This is a genomic window from Arthrobacter sp. D5-1 (assembly GCF_017357425.1).
GTDB lineage: Bacteria > Actinomycetota > Actinomycetes > Actinomycetales > Micrococcaceae > Arthrobacter.
In genome coordinates this window covers 4,495,529-4,516,780 of the sequence record NZ_CP014571.1, presented here as the reverse complement: position 1 = coordinate 4,516,780, position 21,252 = coordinate 4,495,529, and the positions used below count along the sequence as shown (strand labels likewise).

Annotated in this window: 21 protein-coding genes; 13 read left to right on the top strand and 8 right to left on the bottom strand. The window is 62.4% G+C overall.

Features of this window, described 5'->3' with window-relative positions:
- The 5 genes from AYX22_RS20815 (at position 1) to AYX22_RS20795 (ending at position 4,353) form a co-directional block, all read left to right on the top strand.
- Positions 1 to 732 (top strand): carboxyltransferase domain-containing protein, encoded by a 732-nt coding sequence (locus AYX22_RS20815; protein WP_207595364.1) that lies wholly within the window; start codon positions 1 to 3, stop codon positions 730 to 732.
- The gene (locus AYX22_RS20810; RefSeq protein WP_207595363.1) at positions 729 to 1,742 is read left to right on the top strand and encodes a biotin-dependent carboxyltransferase family protein; all 1,014 of its coding nucleotides are present in this window, start codon (positions 729 to 731) and stop codon (positions 1,740 to 1,742) included. Before AYX22_RS20815 ends, AYX22_RS20810 begins: the two co-directional genes overlap by 4 nt.
- A gap of 57 nt (positions 1,743 to 1,799) precedes the next feature.
- Complete coding sequence (locus AYX22_RS20805) at positions 1,800 to 3,140, top strand: MFS transporter (protein ID WP_207595362.1); 1,341 nt, start codon at positions 1,800 to 1,802, stop codon at positions 3,138 to 3,140.
- Between the two features lie 83 nt (positions 3,141 to 3,223).
- Positions 3,224 to 3,973, top strand: coding sequence for an SDR family oxidoreductase (locus AYX22_RS20800; RefSeq protein WP_207595361.1), 750 nt, complete (start codon positions 3,224 to 3,226; stop codon positions 3,971 to 3,973).
- A gap of 146 nt (positions 3,974 to 4,119) precedes the next feature.
- Entirely contained in the window at positions 4,120 to 4,353 is a 234-nt protein-coding gene (locus AYX22_RS20795; protein WP_207595360.1) for a hypothetical protein, read from the top strand.
- Positions 4,354 to 4,524: 171 nt separating this feature from the next.
- Here the strand turns inward: AYX22_RS20795 and AYX22_RS20790 are convergent, their stop codons facing one another.
- The 5 genes from AYX22_RS20790 to purB form a co-directional block, all read right to left on the bottom strand.
- Positions 4,525 to 4,959: a hotdog domain-containing protein gene (locus AYX22_RS20790; RefSeq protein WP_207595359.1), complete on the bottom strand. Its 435-nt coding sequence runs from the start codon at positions 4,957 to 4,959 to the stop codon at positions 4,525 to 4,527.
- Between the two features lie 154 nt (positions 4,960 to 5,113).
- On the bottom strand, positions 5,114 to 5,617 hold the full coding sequence (locus AYX22_RS20785) for a GNAT family N-acetyltransferase (protein ID WP_207595358.1): 504 nt from the start codon (positions 5,615 to 5,617) through the stop codon (positions 5,114 to 5,116).
- A gap of 216 nt (positions 5,618 to 5,833) precedes the next feature.
- On the bottom strand, positions 5,834 to 6,496 hold the full coding sequence (locus AYX22_RS20780) for a histidine phosphatase family protein (protein ID WP_207595357.1): 663 nt from the start codon (positions 6,494 to 6,496) through the stop codon (positions 5,834 to 5,836).
- A gap of 288 nt (positions 6,497 to 6,784) precedes the next feature.
- Entirely contained in the window at positions 6,785 to 7,981 is a 1,197-nt protein-coding gene (locus AYX22_RS20775; RefSeq protein ID WP_207597452.1) for an IS30 family transposase, read from the bottom strand.
- A gap of 467 nt (positions 7,982 to 8,448) precedes the next feature.
- Positions 8,449 to 9,855 (bottom strand): adenylosuccinate lyase, encoded by a 1,407-nt coding sequence (gene purB, locus AYX22_RS20770; RefSeq protein WP_207595356.1) that lies wholly within the window; start codon positions 9,853 to 9,855, stop codon positions 8,449 to 8,451.
- Between the two features lie 165 nt (positions 9,856 to 10,020).
- Between purB and AYX22_RS20765 the strand changes: the two genes are divergently transcribed.
- Both AYX22_RS20765 and AYX22_RS20760 read left to right on the top strand, forming a co-directional pair.
- Positions 10,021 to 10,332 (top strand): hypothetical protein, encoded by a 312-nt coding sequence (locus AYX22_RS20765; protein WP_207595355.1) that lies wholly within the window; start codon positions 10,021 to 10,023, stop codon positions 10,330 to 10,332.
- A gap of 95 nt (positions 10,333 to 10,427) precedes the next feature.
- On the top strand, positions 10,428 to 11,699 hold the full coding sequence (locus AYX22_RS20760; RefSeq protein ID WP_242703433.1) for a hypothetical protein: 1,272 nt from the start codon (positions 10,428 to 10,430) through the stop codon (positions 11,697 to 11,699).
- 11 nt (positions 11,700 to 11,710) lie between these two features.
- Here the strand turns inward: AYX22_RS20760 and AYX22_RS20755 are convergent, their stop codons facing one another.
- A complete protein-coding gene (locus AYX22_RS20755; protein ID WP_207595353.1) occupies positions 11,711 to 12,139 on the bottom strand; it encodes a phage holin family protein in 429 nt (142 codons plus the stop codon).
- 72 nt (positions 12,140 to 12,211) lie between these two features.
- On the opposite strand from AYX22_RS20755, the gene AYX22_RS20750 reads away from it, so the two are divergent.
- The 5 genes from AYX22_RS20750 (at position 12,212) to AYX22_RS20730 (ending at position 18,097) form a co-directional block, all read left to right on the top strand.
- A complete protein-coding gene (locus tag AYX22_RS20750) occupies positions 12,212 to 13,330 on the top strand; it encodes a histidinol-phosphate transaminase (RefSeq protein ID WP_207595352.1) in 1,119 nt (372 codons plus the stop codon).
- Between the two features lie 149 nt (positions 13,331 to 13,479).
- Entirely contained in the window at positions 13,480 to 14,673 is a 1,194-nt protein-coding gene (gene pdhA, locus AYX22_RS20745) for a pyruvate dehydrogenase (acetyl-transferring) E1 component subunit alpha (RefSeq protein WP_207595351.1), read from the top strand.
- A complete protein-coding gene (locus AYX22_RS20740) occupies positions 14,673 to 15,653 on the top strand; it encodes an alpha-ketoacid dehydrogenase subunit beta (protein WP_207595350.1) in 981 nt (326 codons plus the stop codon). Before pdhA ends, AYX22_RS20740 begins: the two co-directional genes overlap by 1 nt.
- Positions 15,654 to 15,744: 91 nt before the next feature.
- Positions 15,745 to 17,343, top strand: a complete 1,599-nt coding sequence (locus tag AYX22_RS20735) for a dihydrolipoamide acetyltransferase family protein (RefSeq protein ID WP_207595349.1) — start codon at positions 15,745 to 15,747, stop codon at positions 17,341 to 17,343.
- Between the two features lie 157 nt (positions 17,344 to 17,500).
- On the top strand, positions 17,501 to 18,097 hold the full coding sequence (locus AYX22_RS20730; RefSeq protein WP_207597675.1) for a phosphatase PAP2 family protein: 597 nt from the start codon (positions 17,501 to 17,503) through the stop codon (positions 18,095 to 18,097).
- A gap of 17 nt (positions 18,098 to 18,114) precedes the next feature.
- Here the strand turns inward: AYX22_RS20730 and AYX22_RS20725 are convergent, their stop codons facing one another.
- Complete coding sequence (locus AYX22_RS20725; RefSeq protein WP_207595348.1) at positions 18,115 to 19,209, bottom strand: amidohydrolase family protein; 1,095 nt, start codon at positions 19,207 to 19,209, stop codon at positions 18,115 to 18,117.
- 199 nt (positions 19,210 to 19,408) lie between these two features.
- On the opposite strand from AYX22_RS20725, the gene AYX22_RS20720 reads away from it, so the two are divergent.
- Positions 19,409 to 20,812 carry an APC family permease gene (locus tag AYX22_RS20720; RefSeq protein ID WP_207595347.1) on the top strand — a complete coding sequence of 468 codons (1,404 nt, stop codon included), beginning with the start codon at positions 19,409 to 19,411 and terminating at the stop codon, positions 20,810 to 20,812.
- On the opposite strand, the gene AYX22_RS20715 is transcribed toward AYX22_RS20720, so the two are convergent.
- Positions 20,793 to 21,104, bottom strand: a complete 312-nt coding sequence (locus tag AYX22_RS20715; protein WP_207597674.1) for a hypothetical protein — start codon at positions 21,102 to 21,104, stop codon at positions 20,793 to 20,795. The two genes, AYX22_RS20720 and AYX22_RS20715, sit on opposite strands and share 20 nt — an antisense overlap.
- Positions 21,105 to 21,252 lie beyond the last annotated feature (148 nt).

Sequence of the window (21,252 nt, the reverse complement as noted above, 5' to 3'; positions counted from 1 at the left end):
ATGCCGGTACTCACAGCAGCCCCGACTGAGATCTACGAGTCCGGCGATTCCGCGCTGCGTGTCGTGGCGATCTCGGAGGCCCGCGAAGACAACTGGCTCACCGTGCACCGGCTGGCAGACTGGCTGGAAAGCTGTGGCGCAGAAGGTCTTCACGGTGCTGTCCCCACCTACGACTCCGTGCTGGTGGAGTTCGATCCTGTCCTCGTTTCAGCCCGCCAGGTCCGCGCGTTCGTGAAGCTGGGGCTCACCGAGCTTGGCCGCTCCGAGGGTGCCCATTCAGCTCCCCGCGAGTTCGACGTCCCCGTAGTGTACGGCGGAGAGTACGGACCGGACCTCGGGAAGGTTGCCGAACACCAAGGCATTTCCACCGCTGAAGTCATCCGCCTGCACACGGAAAAGACCTACATTGTCCGCTGCCTGGGTGCCCCCGCAGGCTCGCCCATGTTGGACGGTCCCGCATTTCCCCGTCCCGTACCGCGGCTGAAGGACCCCCGGCTGAGCGTGCCTGCAGGTGCGGTGGCCGTGGCCGGCCGCCAAGCGGTCATCGCTCCGGCGGTAGCCCCTGGGGGATGGTGCGTCATTGGCCAGACTCCGCTGTCCGTGTTGAACATCCGACGCGAGCCACTGGTGCCGTACAAGCCGGGCGACGTCCTCCGTTTTCGACAGATCCGTACCGAAGACTTCGGCCAGTACACCGGGATGGAATTGGAACCACGGGAGCTTCGGCCATGACCGGCGAAATCCTGATCCAACAGCCGGGCAACTCCGTCGTCACAGACCTCGGCCGGACCAGGGGACCCCGCTTCGGCCTTCCCGTCAACGGTGCACTGGACCAGTACTCCGCCCGGGCAGCCAACATCCTGGCAGGCAACCTTGATAACGATCCGCTGGTGGAAATCACAGCACTGGACTTCCGGATGAAGGCCACCGCTGACATCCTGATCGCGGTCACCGGTGCTCCCCTCACGCTGACCGTGGGCGGCCGTCCGTCCAGCCAGTGGGAACCTGTCTCCGTTCGCGCAGGAGAAACCGTCTCCATCCGCGGCATCCACCGGGGACTGCGCGCCTACCTCGCGATCCACGGCTCCATCGAAGCGGAGACGCTGCTGGACAGCGCCGCCCCCGACACGGTGGTGGGCTTCGGACTTCAACTGCGGGAAGGAACCACACTCGTCACACGCCGCAGTGTGGGACCGGTACGCCAGCCGTACTTCGACCTTCCCTTGTTCCGGCTCGGCCTTGAGCGGCCAAGCATGGACTCAGACTTGTCGGTCGATGTGACCGACGGGCCGGACGTCGCCGAATTTGGCGAATCCGGTGAACTGCTCTTTACCTCCGAGTACACCGTCAGCGGACGCAGCAACCACATCGGCCTGCGGCTCGGCGGAGAACTTCCGGAAAGAACCTCAAGCGGTGAGGTGCTTTCCCGCGGTGTCCCAGTGGGCGCCGTCGAGGTCCCCTCAAGGGAAGAGCTGCTGGTACTGCACCGGGGACGCGGCGTCACCGCCGGGTATCCCGTACTCGCAGTGGTCACCAGCACCGGACTGGATGTCCTGGCCCAAGCACGGCCAGGGGACAAGGTCCGTTTTCGGAAAACCACAGTGGCAGAAGCAACTGCCGCCCATCGGCGCTCGCGGGCCCAACTCGAAACACTCCGCGAATCCGTCAATACCGTCTTCGGACTCCTCGGCATCGGATGCCGTCCCCAGTGGCAGGACCTACCGGTTGCGGCATGCAGCTAAAGAACCTGTCGTAATACCCAGTAGGCGTTGCTACGCTCATCTCAGTAAGGAAAAGTCATGACCGCAAGCACCAACGCTGCGCCAGTGCAGCATGAGCGGCTTACGAGCCGTCAAACCCGCAAGGTCGTCACCGCAGGTTGTGTTGGCATCTTCGTGGAACTGTACGACAACGGCATTTTTGCCTTCATGGCGGGAACGCTGGCGCTCGTCTTCCTGGCCCCGGGCAACCCGGACAACGCCCTGCTTTTCGTGTTCGCAGGCTACGCAGTCTCGTTCTTCGTTCGCCCGCTCGGCGCTGTTGTGTGTGGCTACCTTGGCGACCGGATCGGCAGGCAAAAACTCCTGGTCTTTGTCATCCTCCTGATCAGTGTCGCCACCGCCGGCATCGGCCTGCTGCCCCCGTACGCAGCCATCGGCATCGCCGCTCCCATTCTTTTGGTCCTCATGCGGCTCCTGCAGGGCTTCTCCGTTGGCGGTGAGGCCGCCGGCGCCATGACCTTCCTCGCCGAGCACGCCCCCGAAGGCAAGCGCGGCATCATCACCTCCTACGCACAGATCGCATCCTTCGCTGCACTGCTCACCGGTACCCTGGTGGCTTATTCCATGTCGCCGTGGCTCACCCAGGCAGCTATTGACGGCGGCGGCTTCGGCTCCTTCGCATGGCGCATCCCGTTCCTGGTGGCAATCCCCATGGGCATCATCGGCTGGTACATCCGCAAGGCCATCAGCGACACCCCCAACTTCGAAAAGCTGAAGGAAGAGGGCGGCCTCTCCAAGAACCCCCTCAAGGAAGCCTTCCAGTCCAAGGAGCACCGCCGCGCCATGCTCCTGGCCCTCTTCATCCCGCTGATGAACGGCTCCGGCTACTACGTCCTCTTCTCCTACATGCCCACGTTCCTCAAGGGCAAGCAACTGAACTTCACCATCGGCGAAGCCCTCCTCGTCACCGCCTGCAGCCTGGTGGTCATCTGCATCGCCATCCCGTTCATGGGCGCACTGTCCGACCGTGTTGGCCGCAAGAAGGTCATCGCCGGCTCCGCTATCGCCATGGCAGTCCTTGGCATCCCGTCCTACGCCCTCATCGCCACAGGCGAAATGGGCCTGGCCATCCTGGGTGCCTCCATCATGGCCGTCGTGTTCGCCGGCCACACCGCAGTCATCCACATCCTGATCGTTGAGCTCTTCCCCACCCGTGTCCGCTACTCGGCATACGGCCTCGGATACAACATCTCCTCCGCGCTTTTCGGTGGCACCGCCCCGCTGCTCATGACTTGGCTCATCGGCAGCACCGGCAACATCTACATGCCCGCGTTCTACGCAGTCGTCACGGCCCTTGGCACGCTGATCGCGGTCAGCACCGTCAAGGACCGTGCACACGAACCGCTGCGTGACGCCTAGCCACCACCGACCTCCGGGCAATGCGCCGGGCTTCCGGGCCCGGCGCACTGAGCCCCACCGAGTCCCCACCTTTGGAGAAACCAATGTCTTTTTCTGACTACACCACAGCCTTCGTCACCGGAGCTTCAACCGGCATGGGTGCAGCCATCGCCGAGCGCCTGACCAAGCGCGGACTGACCGTCCACGCCGTGGCCCGGAACGAGGAACGCCTCGCCGAACTGGCCGACCGAACCGGAGCAGTCCCGCACGTGGTGGACCTGACCGACACGGCCGCGCTGGCCGCCGTCGTGAGCGACCTGAAGGTGGACGTCCTGGTGAACTGCGCCGGAGTATCCCGGCCCGGCAACATCCTGGACTCGTCTGAAGCGGACATTGACGAACTGGTGGACGTCAACCTTCGCGGCCTGCTGCAGCTTACGCGCCTGGTGCTGCCGGGCATGGTGGAGCGCGACCTCGGCCACGTCATCAACATCAGCTCGATCGCCGGTACCTACAACTTCTACGGCCACACGGTCTACCACGCCACCAAAGCCGCAGTGCACCAGATCTCCCGGCAACTGCGCAACGACACCGTCGGCAAGCGCATCCGTGTCACCGAGATCTGCCCGGGCCGGGTGGAGACCGAGATCTTCGGCCGCAACATGGGCGGCACGCCCGAGGCCATGAAGGAAGCATGGGAGACCTACTACGAAGGCTACGAGTCCCTCACCACGGACGACATCGTCAATGCCCTGGACTACGCCATCGAAACGCCGCGCCACGTCAACGTGGGCATGCTCGAACTCATGCCGACGTTCCAGGTGCCCGGCGGCCTGACGTTTGACCGGCGCTGACGTTCGACCGCTGCTGATCCTACCGGTCAGCACCCCACAGGTTCCGGTGGCATCACTCCCGTCACCGGAAATACAAGCTGGCGGCCGCGTTCCCGCGGCCGCCAGCACCCGTTTTAACCGCTGTTTACGATCGAAAGCCACCGCAGATGAGAAGGGCACTGTGCCTCGCCGACCGGAAGGACTGGGACGCCGAGGACTTCGACAACCTTGATGAGTACCGGCAGGAACCGCGGCGGCAGCAATTGGTCTGTTTGGCCTGCGGAGGCAAGGCCATGTTCCGCTCAGCCGGTGTTGGCCGCAAGGCAACTTTCAGCGCGCGGCACTCCGCCGACTGCTGCCTGAATTCCAGGTCCTGGACCGTCTTCCGGTACCTGCAGTAGGTTGCTTCCGACCACACGCCATCCTGCCCCGTGACCTTGATCCGCGTGACGTCGACCAGCACCGGACCGGGCGCGCACCTTGGCATTGTCCCGCGTTGCCGGAGTCAGCAACGCGACTGAACGCTGTGCCGCCATCCCAGCGTCCGTACAAAGAGCACGACGCCGGGTGGTTCAGTCCTCGTCGAGCGTTTCCGTCAGGTGATGCGTGGGGATGCGGTCCCGGTCGTAGGTGATTTCCGTGTAGCCGTGCGGCTGCGGCCGTCCGTCGGTGCCCAGGTTCACGAAGACTATTTCCTCGATGGTCAGGATGGCCTGGCGGGTGATCATGTTGCGCACTTCGGCGCGCATGGTCAGGGAGGTGCGGCCGAAGCGCTTGGCTGTCAGCCCCATCTCGATCAGGTCGCCTTGCACAGCCGAGCTCACAAAGTTGATCTCGGAGATGTACTTGGTCACGGCCCGGCCGTTGCCAAGCTGGAGGATGGCGTAAATCGCGGCCTCTTCATCGATCCACTTCAGCAGGCTGCCACCAAAGAGCGTGCCGTTGGCGTTGAGGTCCTCGGGCCGCACCCATTTGCGGGTGCGAAAGGTGATGTCTGCTTTTTCCATAATCCGAGATTATCGAACTGCGGCGGCGGCCGCTTGATGTTGCGACGCAGGACCGCCGCCCGGCTCCGACGCTGCCGTGTTCACAACGCCCAGTGGGGGCGTCCCGGCGCGGAATTCGCAACCCCGTACACCAACTCCAGCCACGCCGGCCTTGCTACGCCATGGCTGTGTGCGAAGCGCTGTGGGAGTCGATCCTCTTGGAGTAGCAATACGATTCGGTGGCGCCAACATATGGGCCAAAATTCGGTACCGCTGCAAAACCGGCGCTCTCGTAGAAGCTTCGACCGTCAGACTGGGCCGAACCCGCCTCCGCAGCGATGACACTGAACCCGTGGGAATGCGCTTGGGCTTCCAGCGCGGCAAGGATGGAGCTCGCGACTCCCGAACCACGGGCATAGGGAACCACGTACAGCCTCTTGATCTCCGCAGTCTTCTCGTCGAGCATCCTGAGTCCGCCGCACCCCAGCGGTTGACCTGAGCATTTCTCGTACGCCACAACAAATACGGCGGTATCTGCTTCCGACGGCGGAGGCCCCGGCTCATGGTCCTTGCTGCCGAACCGGGCATCGAGTTCAGCCTGCTGTGCGGCCCGGAGGTCAGCACCCACGGGGTTGGCCCATGTGACCTGCCGGATGTTGAGCCGTGGGTTGGTCTGCATCTTGCCTCTTTTCGCCGGTTTTCGGGGAGGTGTCTATGCCTCTCAAGCCTAGGGAGCAGTGGTTACCGCGGTGTTTCCTGCGCGTAAGCGTCCGGAGAATTGCCGGCCTTTCCCGCATTGTGGGGCCCGCTCTGCGCACTCCGGAGGCGTTATGGGGTGCAGAGCCGGCCTCACAACGCCAAGAATCAGAATCCGCCCGCAGCGGACTCGCGCCGATCAGGGCTGACGGGCCTCGCCCGTGGGATCCTCCGCGGTTCGGTCGGCCAAGGCCATTCCGCCCACGGGGATCTGGTCCCAGTGCAGCACTTTCCAGCCATTCCGGGGGTCGCCTTCGAGAGCCACGATTCCGGTATTCGGGAGTTGATGGGTTTGAGCGAAAACAGTGTCGATGTCCGTCGCCCGGCGTCCCGCCCAGCAGCGGATCGCGGCACCATGGCTGACGATCGCGGCCGTGGAGTGTCCAGCGGCCGCAACTTCCTCCACGGACGCATCGAACCGGGCGAAGAAGTCATGTCCAGTGAAAGCGCCCGGCATCCGGACGTCCAAGTCGCCGTCCGTCCAGGCAAAGACTGTGCTCATGTAGCGGAGGTGCGACTCATGGTCTGTTTTCTTCTCCAAGGCGCCCGCCTCAATCTCGTGGACCCCCTCCAGAATGGCTGGCTTCAAGCCTGTGGCCTTCGTCAAAGGAGCGACAGTCCGTTGGGTGCGCAGCAGCGTGGAGGTGTAGAGCACCTCGATGGCATCGTCCGCCAGCGCATCCGGGAGGGCCGCTGCTTGGCGCTCACCGAGTTCTGTCAGTCCCGGTCCTGGAAAAGCTGTGTCCAGTTGGCCGGCAACATTTCCGGGCGTTTGTCCGTGCCTGATCAACAGGAGCTTCATAAGTGCTCCGCTCCTTACGTCGTCACTGATCCTTTTCCAGAGAGGGTCGCGCGGTCACATGAACCGCCGCACTGGCTGCGCCGGCTGTGCTGGTTTCCACTGGCTGCACCGCGAGTTTCCTCCAGTCTTCCCAGCCAATCAGCCACTCAAGCACCGGAGGGACCCGACACGCCGTGGCCCGGAATTCCGCGCTCGATCCCGGGAGGGAAGCTGGGAGAAAGCACGATTAACGCCGACGGCGGGCCGAGGCACCAGGCGGTTTCTAGGAGTCGTTGCAACACCTGTTGGTTAGGTGGTTAGTAGTAAATCACGTAGGCGCTCGGCTGGGGTTTTCCAGCCGAGCGTTTTGCGTGGGCGGCCGTTGAGTTCCTGGGCGACGTGTTCGAGGTCTTCGGGTCCGTAGGCGGATAGGTCGGTGCCTTTGGGGAAGTATTGGCGTAGCAGGCCGTTGGTGTTTTCGTTTGAGCCGCGTTGCCAGGGGCTGGCGGGGTCGCAAAAATAGACCTGCATGTCGGTGGCGAGGGTGAAGGATTTGTGGGCTGCCATTTCGGCGCCTTGGTCCCAGGTCAGGGAGCCTCGCAGGTGTGCCGGCAATGTCGCCATTGTTTTGATGAGGCCGTCGCGGACAGTTTCGGCGGTGTGGTCGCCCGGGAGGTGGACGAGCATCACGTATCGGGTGGTGCGCTCGACTAAGGTCGCGATCGCGGACTGGTTCAGGGCCCCGGTGATGAGGTCGCCCTCCCAATGGCCGGGCACCGCGCGGTCCTCGATCTCGGGTGGTCGTTCGGAAATCATGATCATCGGGTCGACGAATCTGGGGGTGCGCTGCTCGTCCGTGCGGTGGGGTTTCCGGCGGGTCCGGCCGGTGCGTAGCGCTGCCTGGACCTCGCGTTTGAGTCCGCCCCGTGCCTGGAGGTAGAGGGCCTGATAAATGGTCTCGGTGCTCACGCGCATCTCCGGTCTGTCGGGGAATTCTTCGACCAGGGTGTGGCTGATCTGCTCTGGAGACCAGCGTAGGAGCAACTTGTCTTTCACGTAGTTGCGCAGGCCCGACTCGATGGCCAGTTTGGCGGACTTGGGCCGCCTCCGCCGGGTAGCTGCCTTGCGATGCGCTCCGTGGGGCAAGTAGCCCAGGAGGGGGTCGGTATTTCGTGCCAGCTCCCGGCTGACTGTTGAAGGCGATCTGCCGATGGTGCGGGCGATCGCCCTCACCGAGGAGCCAGCTGCCTGCAGATCCCGGATCAATTCCCGTTCCTGAACATTGAGGTATCGCGGGTCAATAGGTTTCTCTAACGCTGATACTTCCACCGGCACCACTCCTGGTGTGCCGGTGGAAGAGGTCTTAGTGGTCACACCACGTTTGTAATCGACCACCCGGCCATCCGGATAAATGCGTCGCCCACCAGACTTCCTGATCCCGCGTTCCCACTCCCGGGCGGTCTTAGGATTGACACCTACGGCGGTGATGGCTTCGCTTCGGCTCATTCCGACCTTCCGCAGCCGGAGGAATTTTTCCCGCCGGTCGGATCCTGGGGCTTTGCTGGCAATTCCCGCTTCCGAGGCCCAGCGGTGGCAGGTATTGACGTTCAAACCAAGTTCGGCAGCGGCCAGAGTCACGCTCTCCACGCGCCGGAGGACCGTGAAGAACTCTTCTTTCTGCTCTGGCGCGTACTGCGTCCTGACGACCTTCTCGTTCCGGACGCCAGCCTTCCGGCACCACTGGTAACAAGTCACCCGATTCAGTCCAAGTTCCGAAGCTGCGGCAGTGACGCTGCCAAGACGATCAAGGGCTTGAAAGAACTGAGTCCTTAGCTCAGGCGCGTACATCCGCCGGTTTACCGGTACCTTCTTTAAAGACGACACGGTCGTTGCAACTCCCAAAAATTCTGGGTGTTGCAACGACCGCTAGAACCGGCCCCAAGCCCCGGCCCGCCGTCGTCGTACTTCTGTTCTTATTGCAGGTGGTCCACCAACTTGTCGGCGATGCCCGTGTACTTGCCCGGGGTCAGGGCGAGCAGGCGGGCCTCGGCGTCGGCGGAGAGGCCAAGTCCCTGCACGAATTCCTGCATTCGGGCACCGTCCACTCGCTGGCCGCGGGTGAGGTCCTTCAGCCGTTCGTACGGGTTTTCCATGCCTTCGACGCCGGCAATGGCCTCTGCGCGCATGACCATCTGGATGGCTTCACCCAGGACTTCCCAGTTGGCGTCGAGGTCGCCTGCGAGGACTTCCTCGGCGACGTCGAGGGCTTTGAGGCCCTTGGCGACGTTGGAGATGGCCAGCAGCGAGTGGCCGAAGGCAACACCGATGTTGCGCTGCGATGAGGAATCCGTCAGGTCGCGCTGCCAGCGGGAGGTCACCAGCGTGGCACCCAAGGTGTCCAGGAGACCGTTGGAGATTTCAAGGTTGGCTTCCGCGTTCTCGAAACGGATCGGGTTGACCTTGTGCGGCATCGTGGAGGAACCGGTGGCGCCGGCAACCGGGATCTGGCGGAAGTAGCCGATTGAGATGTAGCTCCAAATGTCCGTGCAAACGTTGTGCAGGATGCGGTTGAAGCGGGCGATGTCGGCGTAGAGCTCGGCCTGCCAGTCGTGGCTTTCGATCTGGGTGGTGAGTGGGTTCCAGGTGAGGCCCAGGCCTTCAACGAACGTCTTGGCGACGGCTTCCCAGTCAGCATTCGGGACCGACGCGACGTGTGCGGCGTAGGTGCCGGTGGCGCCGTTGATCTTGCCCAGGAACTCGGTCTTGGCTATGCGTGCAAGCTGGCGGTTCAGGCGGTGGGCGATGACCGCCAGTTCCTTGCCGAGTGTGGTGGGGGTGGCGGGCTGGCCATGTGTGCGGGACAGCATGGGCACAGCGCGGTTCTCTTCCGCCATGGCCTCGATCTGCTGGACGAGGGCGGCGGCGTTCGGGAGCCACACGTTCTCCACTGCGCCCTTGATGCCGACGGCATAGGAGAGGTTGTTGATGTCTTCCGAGGTGCAGCCAAAGTGCACCATGGCGGTGAGGTTCTCGATGCCAATGGCGGGCAGGCGGCGGCCGATGTAGTACTCCACGGCCTTGACGTCGTGGACAGTGACAGCCTCGATCTCGGCGAGTTCGTTGACCGATTCGGCATTGAAATCGGTAACGATGGCACGCAATTGCGCGATCTGCTCGTCGGAGAGAGGACCGGCACCCGGCAGTACTGACTGGCTGGTCAGGTGGATGAGCCACTCGACCTCGACGTGAACGCGATCGCGGTTAAGTGCAGCCTCGGACAAATAATCCACGAGGGGCGCGACGGCGGCACGGTAGCGGCCGTCAAGGGCGCCAAGGGCGAGGGGTTCGGAAGCGAGGGACACGCGAGGGGATTCAGCCATGGTCCCTATTCTTTCATGTTCCGCAATGGTGCCCGAGTCGGTGACGACGCTATGTGGACGACCCCCGGGTTATCCACATACGCAACGTCAGCGCTTTCGTCGGGCTCTGGCACTCCGTAGCGTCGAACCTACCGATCAGCAGAACAATCAATGGAGTATACGGACATGAGCGTCGGCTTGATGCCTGCAGCCAACCCGCCCACTTTTGGCCCCCTGGAGTGTGCGTCCAGAAGCCACGAAGTCCAACGGCTCGCTTGGCGCCTCAAGACGTGCGTGGACCAAGTGGATGCTGTTCTGACGTCCTTGCGAAGAACCCAAATGGATGACTGGCAGTCTCCCGCCGGACGCGCCTACCGGACAACCGTTGCCCTGCATGCTTCAGCGCTGATGCGTGCCCGTGAGGCCATGGACGCCGCAGCTGCCTTGGTGTTGCGTCATTCCCGGAACGTTTCAGTTTCCGGTGAGAGGGGCCAGTAATGGCCGATTCAGCTCCAGTGGGAGCCGGGGAAGCGCCACGACCCTTACCACCGGCGCCGGACGGAATTCTCACCATACGGGGCGGGGTGGGAGGGATGTCTTTCCAGTTGGAGGAACTTCTGCGGGGCGCAACCCAACTCGATGACGTAGTCCAACAGCTCCTTGGTATCGAAGACGAGGCACGTCGGGTCCAAGACGATCTGGAACCGTATCTATACGAGTCCCTCGACTCGGGCCGCAGTGCCGCCGACGCCATTGCCGGGAGCAGGAGGGACGTGGCGCAAGTGCGTCAGGAGTTGATTGAGGTCAGCGCGGGTGTTCGGGCCAGCCACCGGGATTACGAGCTAATGGAAGCAGGCAACGGCTTCCGGCAGCAACTGCGTCTCGATGAGCTAAGGGTCTCCGGAACAGGCTGGTTCCCTGGCCGCGACATGACGCACAACGTCCTCAGGGGTGTCGTGGTTCCACCTTGGACGAACACGAGGGATACCCTTCACGGAATTCTGGAGTCGCCGCTCCTGGAAGTCCTTCAACCCAGAGACGTCAGGGTCGGAAAAGTTGAGCAAGCAGTAGAACATGTGGAGCCTTCAATGGCAGAAAGCCTTCGCCGGCTCGAGAGGCTTCACGCCCGGAATGACGGCGAGATCGAGGTCATCCAGTTCGAACAGGACGGCTCGTCGTCCTGGATGGTGCTGATACCTGGAACCCAACCCAACTCACCCAATACGAACCCGCTCGATATTCAAGGGATCGGCGAGGCTGTTGCCTACGATTCGGAGGAAGTGATCCCGGCTGTTGGCCAGGCCCTCCGCGAAGCCGGAGCAGAAGCCGGAGACCACGTCGTAGCGGTGGGGCACAGCCAAGGCGGTATACACGCCATGAACCTCAGTCGGAACCAGGCCTTTCTCAGAGAGTTCGACCTCAAATACGTGTTGACAGCCGGAGCCCCTGTCGGCGGCATTACCCCCGAGCCGGGCATTACCTCACTCCACCTGGAGCATGTGCAGGACTGGGTCCCGGGAATAGACGGCCAAGTAAACGCCGATACGAAAGACAGGGTGACGGTGTCGCTGACAGACGAGGTCAGGACGCCCGAAGGCCAGGACTCTGGCCTTGGCCCGGGACACGATCAGGAGAATTACGCGGCAGGTGCAGAGTTGGTTGCCGCGAGCCACGACGAGTCACTGGTCGCTTCGACCGCCGTATTCGCGGGGGTTGTGGGGGCCGGTGGGGTAGCAAGAGTGACGCGGTTCAAGATGGAAAGGGCGCCGATGCCGGTCTCGCGGTTGGCAGTTTTGCCGTTGGCGGTGAAGCCGGATTCGCCGCCGACAGTCCAGGACACGAGGAAGGGGGCCGGAACGCGGTAGGTGCGCTGCTCCTACCGCTTGCGGGCTCCAGGTATCAGGCCCGCCACCATCGAAATGATGCTGATGATGAGCGAGGCCAGAATGGCTGTCCAGAAGAACGAGTCGAGGGTGAGGTGCACCGGCGTGAAAGAGCTCAGCCAGGCAGTGAGGTACAGCATCGCCGCGTTGATCACGATGGTGAACAGACCAAGCGTGAGGATGGTTACCGGAAGGGACAGCAGCCTGACCAGAGGGCGGACGACTGCGTTCACTACACCAAAAATCAGTCCTATGAACAAGTACGCCAGGATGATGCCGGCGGTGTCTGCGCCCTGGGTGAGTCCTGCATTGGTGGCGGCTGTCTCGGTGGCACTTGTGGTGATATCCATTCCTTGCAGGAGCCAGGTGGCCACCCACAGGGCAAGCCCATTAATGAGGACGCGAATGATGAATGAACCCATGGGCCCATGCTTTCACACGGAGCTGTTAATCAGCTCAGCATTAGCCATAAGCAGCCAAGTAGGCTTGAAGCCATGACTACTACTGACAACGCACCGGAGGGCGTACTCCCTCGACCGGTCGTGGACAGGCTACCGAAGTACGCGGCAGGTAAACCCCCCGCTGCGATTGAGGGCCTCACCAGCTACAAATTGTCGTCCAACGAAAACCCGCTGCCTCCGATTCCTGCAGTGTTGCAGGCAATTGCTGACCAGTCCGATATCAACCGTTACCCGGATCCACTCGCCACCAAGTTGCGAACCGCGCTTGCCGGCTTCCTTGATGTCCCCGCCGACGATGTCGTCACTGGTGCGGGCAGCCTTGGAGCGCTGAACCAGATTCTCGCAACGTTTGCCGGGCAGAACGACGACGGCAAGCAGGACGAGGTCATCTACGCCTGGCGTTCTTTCGAGGCATACCCCATCTGTGTCGGCCTTGCAGGTGCCGCCAGTGTCCAGATCCCATTGCTGGCCGACGGACGGCACGACCTCGAGACCATGGCCTCGGCCGTCACTGTCCGCACCAAGGTGATCCTCCTGTGCACCCCGAACAACCCCACAGGGCCCATCCTCACGGCAGAAGAAACTGAGCGCTTCATCCAGTCTGTACCCCCACACGTGGTGGTGGTCATCGATGAGGCGTATCAGGAGTTCGTTCGGGATGCAGACGCGGTGGACGGCATCAAGTTGTACCGCGATTATCCCAATGTGGTGGTACTGAGGACCTTCTCCAAGGCACACGGACTGGCCGGTTTGAGGGTTGGATACAGTGTCTCGGGCCCCGCGCTCACGCAGCACCTCCGCGTCACCGCCACTCCTTTTGCAGTTTCCCAAATCGCAGAACGCGCCGCCGTTACCTCCCTCGAGAATTTCGATCAGGTTGTGGAAAGGGTACAAAGCCTGGTGGACGAGCGGGACCGTGTCACAGCCGGTCTGCGGGACCTTGGGTGGTTTGTTCCTGAAGCCCAGGGCAACTTCATTTGGCTGAATCTTGGTGAGCACAGTGGCGAGTTTGCGGCCTTGGCGGCAGAGCAAGCATTGTCCGTGCGGGCCTTCGCCAATGAGGGTGTTCGGGTGAGCATCGGTGAGGTCGAGGCCAACACCCGATTCCTGGAACTCTGTGCAGGTTATACAAAGGCGCCGCTGGGTTCCTAGCGGTTAACAAATGCGCCAACCCAACTTACTGCCGATAAAGTAAGGGACGAAAGCCAATAATATGCCCGTTCCGGAATACATTCCGGAACGGGCATATATCCCAGCGACAGACATTGCCCGGCACCCGCCGTGGCAAGCAAGGAGACGGAATGGGCTCGACACAACTGCCCCCCGGGACGGAAGACACTCTCGCGGCAACCTCCGCGGCAGCAGCCGCGCCAGGCGAACCGGTGGAAATGGTTCAGTTGCTAGGCCCTGACGGAAAACTGGGTTCAGATCCAGTGTTCTCGGATTACGCCAAGCGCATCGATCCGGAGAAGTTGCGTGTTTTCTACACAGATATGGCGAGGATCCGTCGTTTTGACCAGGAAGCCACCGCCTTGCAGCGCCAAGGTGAGTTGGCGCTGTGGGTGCCGCTGACAGGCCAGGAAGCTGCGCAGATCGGGTCCGGCCATGCAAGCCAGCCCCAGGACTACATCTTCCCCACCTACCGCGAACACGGTGTCGCGCTGGTCCGCAATGTGGACCTTGCTGAACTGCTCAAGCAGTTCCGCGGCGTGTCCAACGGCGGCTGGGATCCCCGTGAGAACAACTTCCACCTGTACACGCTGGTTCTTGCAGCCCAGACGCTGCACGCAGTTGGCTATGCGATGGGTATCCAGAGGGACCAGAAGCTTGCCGCAGCAACTGACTCCACAGACCCCAAAGCCGCAGTCATCGCTTACTTCGGTGACGGAGCCAGCTCAGAAGGCGACGTCCACGAGTCCATGGTCTTTGCAGCGTCCTACGACGCACCGGTCGTGTTCTTCTGCCAGAACAATCACTGGGCCATTTCCGTGCCCACCGAAGTCCAGACCAAAGTGCCGCTGGCCAATCGAGCCAAGGGCTACGGCTTCCCGGGAATCCGTGTGGACGGCAATGACGTCATCGCAGTTCACGCCGTCACCGAGTGGGCCTTGGAGCATGCCCGTGAGGGCCGCGGCCCGGTGCTGATCGAGGCGTACACCTACCGGGTGGGTGCGCACACCACCGCTGATGACCCCACCAAATACCGCGAATCCGCCGAGGAAGCTGCCTGGCGCGAGAAGGATCCCCTGGACCGCCTGGAGACCTACCTGCGCGCCGAAGGGCTTGCGGACGAAGCTTTCTTTGACCAGGTCAAAGCCGACGGCGATGAGCTGGCCAAGTATGTCCGCAGCACCACGCATGGCCTTGAAGTTCCGGACATCCGGGATGCGTTCGCCAGCGTCTACGCCGAACAACACCCTCTGATTGCGGAGGAACTGGCCTGGTTCGAGGAGTACTCGGCCGGATTCGAAAGCGATGAGGAGACAGCTAACTGATGGTAACCATGACCATTGCGAAGGCCATCAACGAGGGTCTGCGCGCATCGCTGACGGATAATCCCAAGTCCCTGCTCATGGGTGAGGACATCGGCCACCTTGGCGGCGTCTACCGCGTCACCGATGGCCTCATCAAGGAATTCGGCGACGAACGCGTCCTGGACACGCCGTTGGCCGAATCGGGCATTGTGGGTACGGCAATCGGCTTGGCCCTGCGTGGGTATTCACCGGTGTGCGAGATCCAGTTTGATGGCTTTGTCTACCCGGCCTTCAACCAGATCACCACGCAGCTTGCCAAGATCCACGCCCGCAGCCTCGGCAAACTCACCGTGCCTGTTGTCATCCGCATTCCGTACGGCGGCGGCATAGGTTCGATCGAGCACCACTCCGAGTCTCCGGAAGCGCTGTTCGCACACACTGCCGGCCTGCGCATCATCTCGCCGTCCAACGCCCACGATGCTTACTGGATGATCCAGAAAGCCATTGAGTGCCAGGACCCTGTCATCTTCTTCGAACCCAAGCGCCGGTATTGGCTCAAGGGTGAAGTGGACGTCGAGAATGCCGGCCTTTCGGAGGATCCCTTCAAGGCGCACGTTGTGCGCGAGGGGACCGATGCCACCATCGTGGCTTACGGACCGCTGGTGCCTGTGGCCTTGGCAGCCGCCAACGCTGCCACCGAGGACGGACGGAGCATCGAGGTGATCGACCTCCGTTCCATCTCGCCCCTGGACTTCGACACCGTGGAAGCCTCGGTCAAGAAAACCGGCCGGCTGATCGTCGCCCATGAGGCCCCCACCTTCGGCGGCATCGGAGGTGAGATCGCGGCACGTATCAGCGAGCGGGCGTTCCTGCACCTTGAAGCTCCTGTGATCCGTGTGGGCGGATTCCACATGCCCTATCCCGTTGCCAAGGTGGAAGAGGACTACTTGCCGGACATCGACAAGATCCTCGAAGCGCTCGACCGCTCCCTGGCCTACTAAAGCCCAGAGGCCTACCAGCGCCCACTGGCCTACCAAACCGCCCTGATCCTGCCCGGCTTCGCTGCCAGGTAACCGGAAACCGAGGACCACTGTGACTGTAAAGAAATTCAACCTGCCGGACGTAGGCGAGGGCCTGACCGAGGCCGAGGTAGTGGCTTGGAAGGTCAAGCCCGGCGACGTTGTGGCGATCAACGATGTCCTGTGCGAGATCGAGACCGCCAAGTCCCTCGTCGAGCTGCCGTCGCCCTTCGCGGGCACAGTTACCGAGTTGCTGGTGGAAGAGGGCATCACAGTGGAGGTCGGCACGGCAATCATCGCTGTTGCCGAAGGCGTGGAAGGCACAGAGGGTACAGGCGATGTCGCGCCGGCAGCTCCCGCCATCGAGATGCCGTTGTACGGCAAACTGCCCGCCGATGACGACCACGATGACAACCGTCCAGCCGGTGGCCCGCTGGTCGGTTCGGGACCGAAGGCCGACGCCGTCAAGCGCCGCGCGCGTAAGCGGCCGGCAGCTTCGGTAGAGGCAGCCACGGTCGCCGAGAATGCCGAAGGTACCGTTCAGGACCACCAGGCAGTTCTTGAAGCCAGGGCGGCCGAAGCGCCGGCTTCCCACCGCACGACGCCGGCACGCACCGTCGTCGCGCCTGTCTCCGAAGCGCCTGTCGCCGAAGCGCCTGTCGCCCAGGCGCCGGTTATCCAGGCGCCGTCCGCACCAGCAACCCAGCCCGCGGGCACGCCGACGGCCGCTTCCCGGGGTGCAGCCATCAGCGGCACCATCAGTGGCCTGGTGAACAAGGTCCTAGCCAAGCCTCCTGTTCGCAAGTTCGCCCGGGATCTGGGCATCGATCTCGCCGACGTCGTGGCCACGGGCCAGCGCGGCGAGGTGACCCGTGAGGACCTGGTCAGCTACCAGGCGCAACGCGATGCCGAACACGATCAGGCTGACTCGTTCTGGGGCGCGTCCAAGAAACCGCAGGACCAGCGCGTTGAGCGTCTACCCGTCAAGGGTGTGCGCAAGGCGACCGCCAAGGCCATGGTGGAGTCAGCGTTCTCAGCTCCCCACGTCAGCATTTTTGTGGACGTGGATGCCAGCCGCACCATGGAGTTCGTCAAGCGTCTCAAGGTCTCGCGCGACTTCGAAGGCATCAAAGTTTCGCCGCTGCTCATCCTGGCCAAAGCGGTCATCTGGGCCGCTGCCCGCAACCCCAGCGTCAACGCCACTTGGGTGGATAATGCTGACGGGAACGGAAACGCCGAGATCCAGGTGAAGCACTACATGAACCTGGGCATTGCAGCCGCCACCCCGCGCGGCCTCATGGTCCCCAACATCAAGGACGCCCAGGACCTCTCGCTCAAGGAATTGGCCTTGGCGCTCAACGAGTTGGCCACCAAGGCACGTGCAGGCAAGACCCAGCCGGCGGAGATGCAGGGCGGAAGCCTGACCATCACCAACATCGGTGCACTGGGCATTGATACCGGAACGCCCATCATCAACCCGGGCGAGGTTGCCATCATCGCGTTCGGAACCATCAAGCAGAAGCCCTGGGTCCTGGACGGCGAAGTCATTCCCCGCTGGATCACCACGCTGGGCGGTTCGTTCGACCACCGCGTGGTGGACGGCGACCTGTCGGCGCGGTTCATGGCCGATGTTGCGGCCATTCTCGAAGAACCGGCGCTGCTGCTTGACTGACAGGCACGCCTCACCGCGTCCGGGTGCAGCGTCTCAAGCGGACGCTGCAGCGCCCTACCCGGACGCCGCGCCCTACCCGGACGCCGCGCCCTACCCGGACGCCGCGCCTGTCGCTGAGGTGTCCGCCAACGTCCCAGGCCACGTGCCCCCTCAACTGGTGTCGGGGCCGTGGCGCACGGTTGCCCGTGCCCTGACGGAGGTGTTCCAGCCGCCGGTTGTGGTGTTTGGGCTGTTATTGATCAGCCCCGCGATCGAGCCCGGATTTCCTGGAACCATGTGGTTCGGCCTCCTGGCCGCGTTGTTCGTTTGTGTCCTCCCGCTGGCCTATGTGCTGGTGATGGTCAAATTGGGCCGGATCACGGACCACCATGTCAGCGACCGGCGCCAACGGCCGGCCCTGCTGCTGATGGCCTTGGTGTCGGTGGTGGTTGGCCTGGTGGTGCTGCACCTGATGAATGGTCCGGTCAGCGTCTTGGTAATGATCATCGCGCTCATCGGTGGTATCGGGATCCTGGCGGTGGTCAGCGCCTTCTGGAAGATGAGCGGGCATGCGTCTGCCCTTGCCGCGGCGGCCGTCATTGTGGTCGCCATGTTTGGGCCTGCATGGCTGCCTGTACTTCTCCTGGTGCCAGCAGTGGGCTGGTCACGACTGGTCCTGCGTGCCCACACCTTGGGCCAGGTCATCGTCGGCTCGCTGTTTGGTGGCGTGGTGATCGCCGGCCTGTGGTGGTTGTTGCAGGACATGATGCTCTAGCACTGCTGGCTTGCCGCCTAGATCACCACTTGTTGCCCATCCCGGATAACCCTCAGCGGTGATGGCCGGTCGACCACCAATTCGGGGATTGAGTTTGCTGCGAATTCGAGACGGTCACCTGATTCCGCACCGGAGAAATCGCTCACAGCCGCCGATCCCACAAGCTCTGCGCCTGCAACCGTAGCGATCCTGAAGCAACGTTCCAGCTCAGCATCGGTGGAAGCACCAGTGCGGTATCCGAGCAGATGCGCGCGGTCCATCATGCTCCCCGTACCAAAGGGTGACCACGCGTCCCGGACTCCGTCGGAGCCGAGCGCAACTTTGACCCCGTGTCTTTCCATGACATCCAGAACAGGGACCGGATCGGCACCCAGGGCACACGTCGCCATCCACATTCCGGCCTCGGCCATGGCATCAAGGGTGGCTTCGAGCCCGGGTTGCGCAGGGTCGCAAAGAGCAAAAGCATGTCCAATGGTGACGCGGCCCTGCATGCCTTCCGCCCGCGTGCGCTGTGCGATGTCCCGCAATTGTGCCAGTCCGTCCGGTCCGGCGTCGTGGAGGTGGATGTCCACGTCCCTGCCATGCTTGTTCGCCAGTCCGAAGACCGCCTTCAGATGGCCATCCAGATCACCGTCCAGCGAAGCAGGGTCAAGGCCGCCCACCAGGTCTGCCCCCTCAGCCAATGACGCTTCCATGAGGTTGAGCGTCCCCGGATTACTGAGGAGGCCGAACTGCGGGAAAGCGACGATTTGGACGTCGAGGAAGGGTGCAAGGCGTTCCGCGGCCGCCCTGACGCCGTGAATGTTCCTGAGCCCGATCTGGGTACCGACGTCAACGTGCGCCCGCATCGCCATGGTCCCCTGGAGGACAGCTTGCCTCATCAACGCGAAGGAACGTTCCTCCACGCTGTCCTGGAACGAGAGCTGTGCACGGAGATCGTTTTCGATGAGGTCGGCCAGCGTGGGGGCGGATCGGCGGGGCAACCATGCAGAACCCACTGTGGTCTTATCCGGGTGAATGTGTGCGTCCACTAAGCCCCGCGTCGTGAGGAGAGACGGGCCGCCGGACCAACGGCTTTGGCCTACTTCGCGGGTTGGTGAATGTGTTGTCATAAGGCCTCCCAAGTAATGTCTCAACGGTATACCAAAGTGCCACCACGATGGAGTTTTGCAGGAAAAACGCTTGAAAATCAGCTTACAAAAGAACGAGACAAGCTTTTTGGAATACCAAATCTATACAGAACTCGATCGAGCGCCTACTCTAATGATCACCATTCATTTATGTGATGTGAATCGCATCGAGGAGAAGCCCATGGACACTACCCCAGCAAGTGCTACCCAAATCCCGCCCTCTGGGCCAACGCTCAAGAGGGTCCTTGGCTTGCCGTCATTGGTCGCCTTCGGGTTAACGTCCATGGGTATCTTGTCCGTGGTGGCGGTCTACGGACCCGGTACGGAGATCAGTGATGGACATCTTCCAGCAGCCTACATAGCTGCCCTGGTAGCCATGCTCTTTACAGCTCATAGCTACGGACAAATGGCACGCAATGTTCCTGTCACCGGTGGCGCGTACGCCTACGCGTCAAGGGCTTTTGGCAAGCCTGTGGGCTTCATGGTGGGTTGGGCCATGATGCTGGACTACCTGTTCCTGCCCATGGTCAACTTCCTGCTCTTCGGCCTCTATCTCAACAGCCTGCTGCCTGCCATACCATCACAGCTCGCAGTCCTGGCTTGTCTGCTGGTGGTGGGCCTCTTCAGTGTGATCGGTGTTGCGTGGATCAAGAAGATGAACTTTGTAGTGGTGGCGGCGTCCGTCGTCGTCATTCTTGTCTTCCTCGTGCTGGCGGTCCTCAACGCTCCGGACCTGACTGTGGAGAACCTCATCCGGCCCCTCACTCTTGGGGAGGGTGGGCTGGCGCCGGTCATGGCCGCCGCTGCAATGGTGTCCTTTGCGTTCCTGGGGTTCGACGGCGTCTCCACGCTGTCCGAGGAAGCGCGCAACCCGAAGAGGGACGTGCCGCGGGGCATTATCTTGTCCACGCTGTTCGCAGGTGTTGGTTACGCGCTGTTTTCCGTAGCCGGCAGCCTCATCGCTCCCGAGTGGAGGGCCATTGAGAACCTTGATGCAGCAGGAACGGAGCTCATGCAACGTGCCGGCGGCGATGTCCTGATGGTGGTCTTCGTGGTGGTTAACCTCGGCGGACTTGTTCTCTGCGGCACGGCGGCCCAGATGAGTGTCAGCCGGGTCATCTATGCCATGGGGCGGGACAAGATCCTGCCCGGGGCCTTCTCCACGCTGAACCTGCGCTTTCGCACGCCGCATGTGGCGGCGCTGCTGGTATCCGCAGTCTCACTGGTTGCTTTGTTCATCACTTTGGAACAGGCGGTCTACATGATCAACTTCGGGGCTTTGTTCGCCTTCGCCGCGGTCAACCTGGCCACCATCAAGGTGCTGTTCTTTGACTTGCGTAAGCGCGGTCCCCAAAGCGCGCTGCGGAACCTGATCATGCCGCTGCTGGGATTCGCCTTCATCGCGTGGCTGTGGACGTCACTCGCCTGGTTCACGTATCTGCTGGGAGCAGCGTGGCTTGCGGTGGGTGCAACCATCTACGTGGTGAGCCGCAGGAGGGCCGGAGGCAATATCGCCCTGGATTTCGACGACGCAACCCCTCTTGAGGAGCCGCATCCCGTCTCAGCTAAAACGCCGGGTAGCTGACCAGCAGCGCCTGGAGTTCGGTGGTGGACATGTGGTTGGCCATCTCGACGCTGATGCCCATGGCAACAGCGGCGACGGTGAGCATGGCAACGCATGCCACGGATAGGAAGCGCCAGTCCTTACGGAACACGCTGCCGAAAGTCTCCGGCATATCAAGTCCCGGAGTGATCATGTTGGGGGCGCTGTCCCAGGAGCCGTCGTCGAGCATCGCGATGATGCGATCGTTACTGCGGTCGTAGCGCATGGTGCTGATGTTGTTGCCGTGGCGGGCAAGCAGAATGTCGTGTCCCACGCGCTGGCGCGGCTGCAAAGTAAGCAAGAAAATGATCCCCTGAAGTCGGATGGTGGAGGCGGCACGCGCCATTGGGGGCATCTCGATTTTATAACGATGACTTCAGGGGAATGGCTCGAAAGACGCCAAACGCCGGGTGAGGCTCCCC

Excerpts from the sequence above, each read along its gene's own strand:
- AYX22_RS20815 (WP_207595364.1), top strand. The coding sequence starts at position 1 with ATGCCGGTACTCACAGCAGCCCCGACTGAGATCTACGAGTCCGGCGAT.
- AYX22_RS20810 (WP_207595363.1), top strand. The coding sequence starts at position 729 with ATGACCGGCGAAATCCTGATCCAACAGCCGGGCAACTCCGTCGTCACA.
- AYX22_RS20805 (WP_207595362.1), top strand. The coding sequence starts at position 1,800 with ATGACCGCAAGCACCAACGCTGCGCCAGTGCAGCATGAGCGGCTTACG.
- AYX22_RS20800 (WP_207595361.1), top strand. The coding sequence starts at position 3,224 with ATGTCTTTTTCTGACTACACCACAGCCTTCGTCACCGGAGCTTCAACC.
- AYX22_RS20795 (WP_207595360.1), top strand. The coding sequence starts at position 4,120 with ATGAGAAGGGCACTGTGCCTCGCCGACCGGAAGGACTGGGACGCCGAG.
- AYX22_RS20790 (WP_207595359.1), bottom strand. The coding sequence starts at position 4,959 with ATGGAAAAAGCAGACATCACCTTTCGCACCCGCAAATGGGTGCGGCCC.
- AYX22_RS20785 (WP_207595358.1), bottom strand. The coding sequence starts at position 5,617 with ATGCAGACCAACCCACGGCTCAACATCCGGCAGGTCACATGGGCCAAC.
- AYX22_RS20780 (WP_207595357.1), bottom strand. The coding sequence starts at position 6,496 with ATGAAGCTCCTGTTGATCAGGCACGGACAAACGCCCGGAAATGTTGCC.
- AYX22_RS20775 (WP_207597452.1), bottom strand. The coding sequence starts at position 7,981 with ATGAGCCGAAGCGAAGCCATCACCGCCGTAGGTGTCAATCCTAAGACC.
- purB (WP_207595356.1), bottom strand. The coding sequence starts at position 9,855 with ATGGCTGAATCCCCTCGCGTGTCCCTCGCTTCCGAACCCCTCGCCCTT.
- AYX22_RS20765 (WP_207595355.1), top strand. The coding sequence starts at position 10,021 with ATGAGCGTCGGCTTGATGCCTGCAGCCAACCCGCCCACTTTTGGCCCC.
- AYX22_RS20760 (WP_242703433.1), top strand. The coding sequence starts at position 10,428 with ATGTCTTTCCAGTTGGAGGAACTTCTGCGGGGCGCAACCCAACTCGAT.
- AYX22_RS20755 (WP_207595353.1), bottom strand. The coding sequence starts at position 12,139 with ATGGGTTCATTCATCATTCGCGTCCTCATTAATGGGCTTGCCCTGTGG.
- AYX22_RS20750 (WP_207595352.1), top strand. The coding sequence starts at position 12,212 with ATGACTACTACTGACAACGCACCGGAGGGCGTACTCCCTCGACCGGTC.
- pdhA (WP_207595351.1), top strand. The coding sequence starts at position 13,480 with ATGGGCTCGACACAACTGCCCCCCGGGACGGAAGACACTCTCGCGGCA.
- AYX22_RS20740 (WP_207595350.1), top strand. The coding sequence starts at position 14,673 with ATGGTAACCATGACCATTGCGAAGGCCATCAACGAGGGTCTGCGCGCA.
- AYX22_RS20725 (WP_207595348.1), bottom strand. The coding sequence starts at position 19,209 with ATGACAACACATTCACCAACCCGCGAAGTAGGCCAAAGCCGTTGGTCC.
- AYX22_RS20720 (WP_207595347.1), top strand. The coding sequence starts at position 19,409 with ATGGACACTACCCCAGCAAGTGCTACCCAAATCCCGCCCTCTGGGCCA.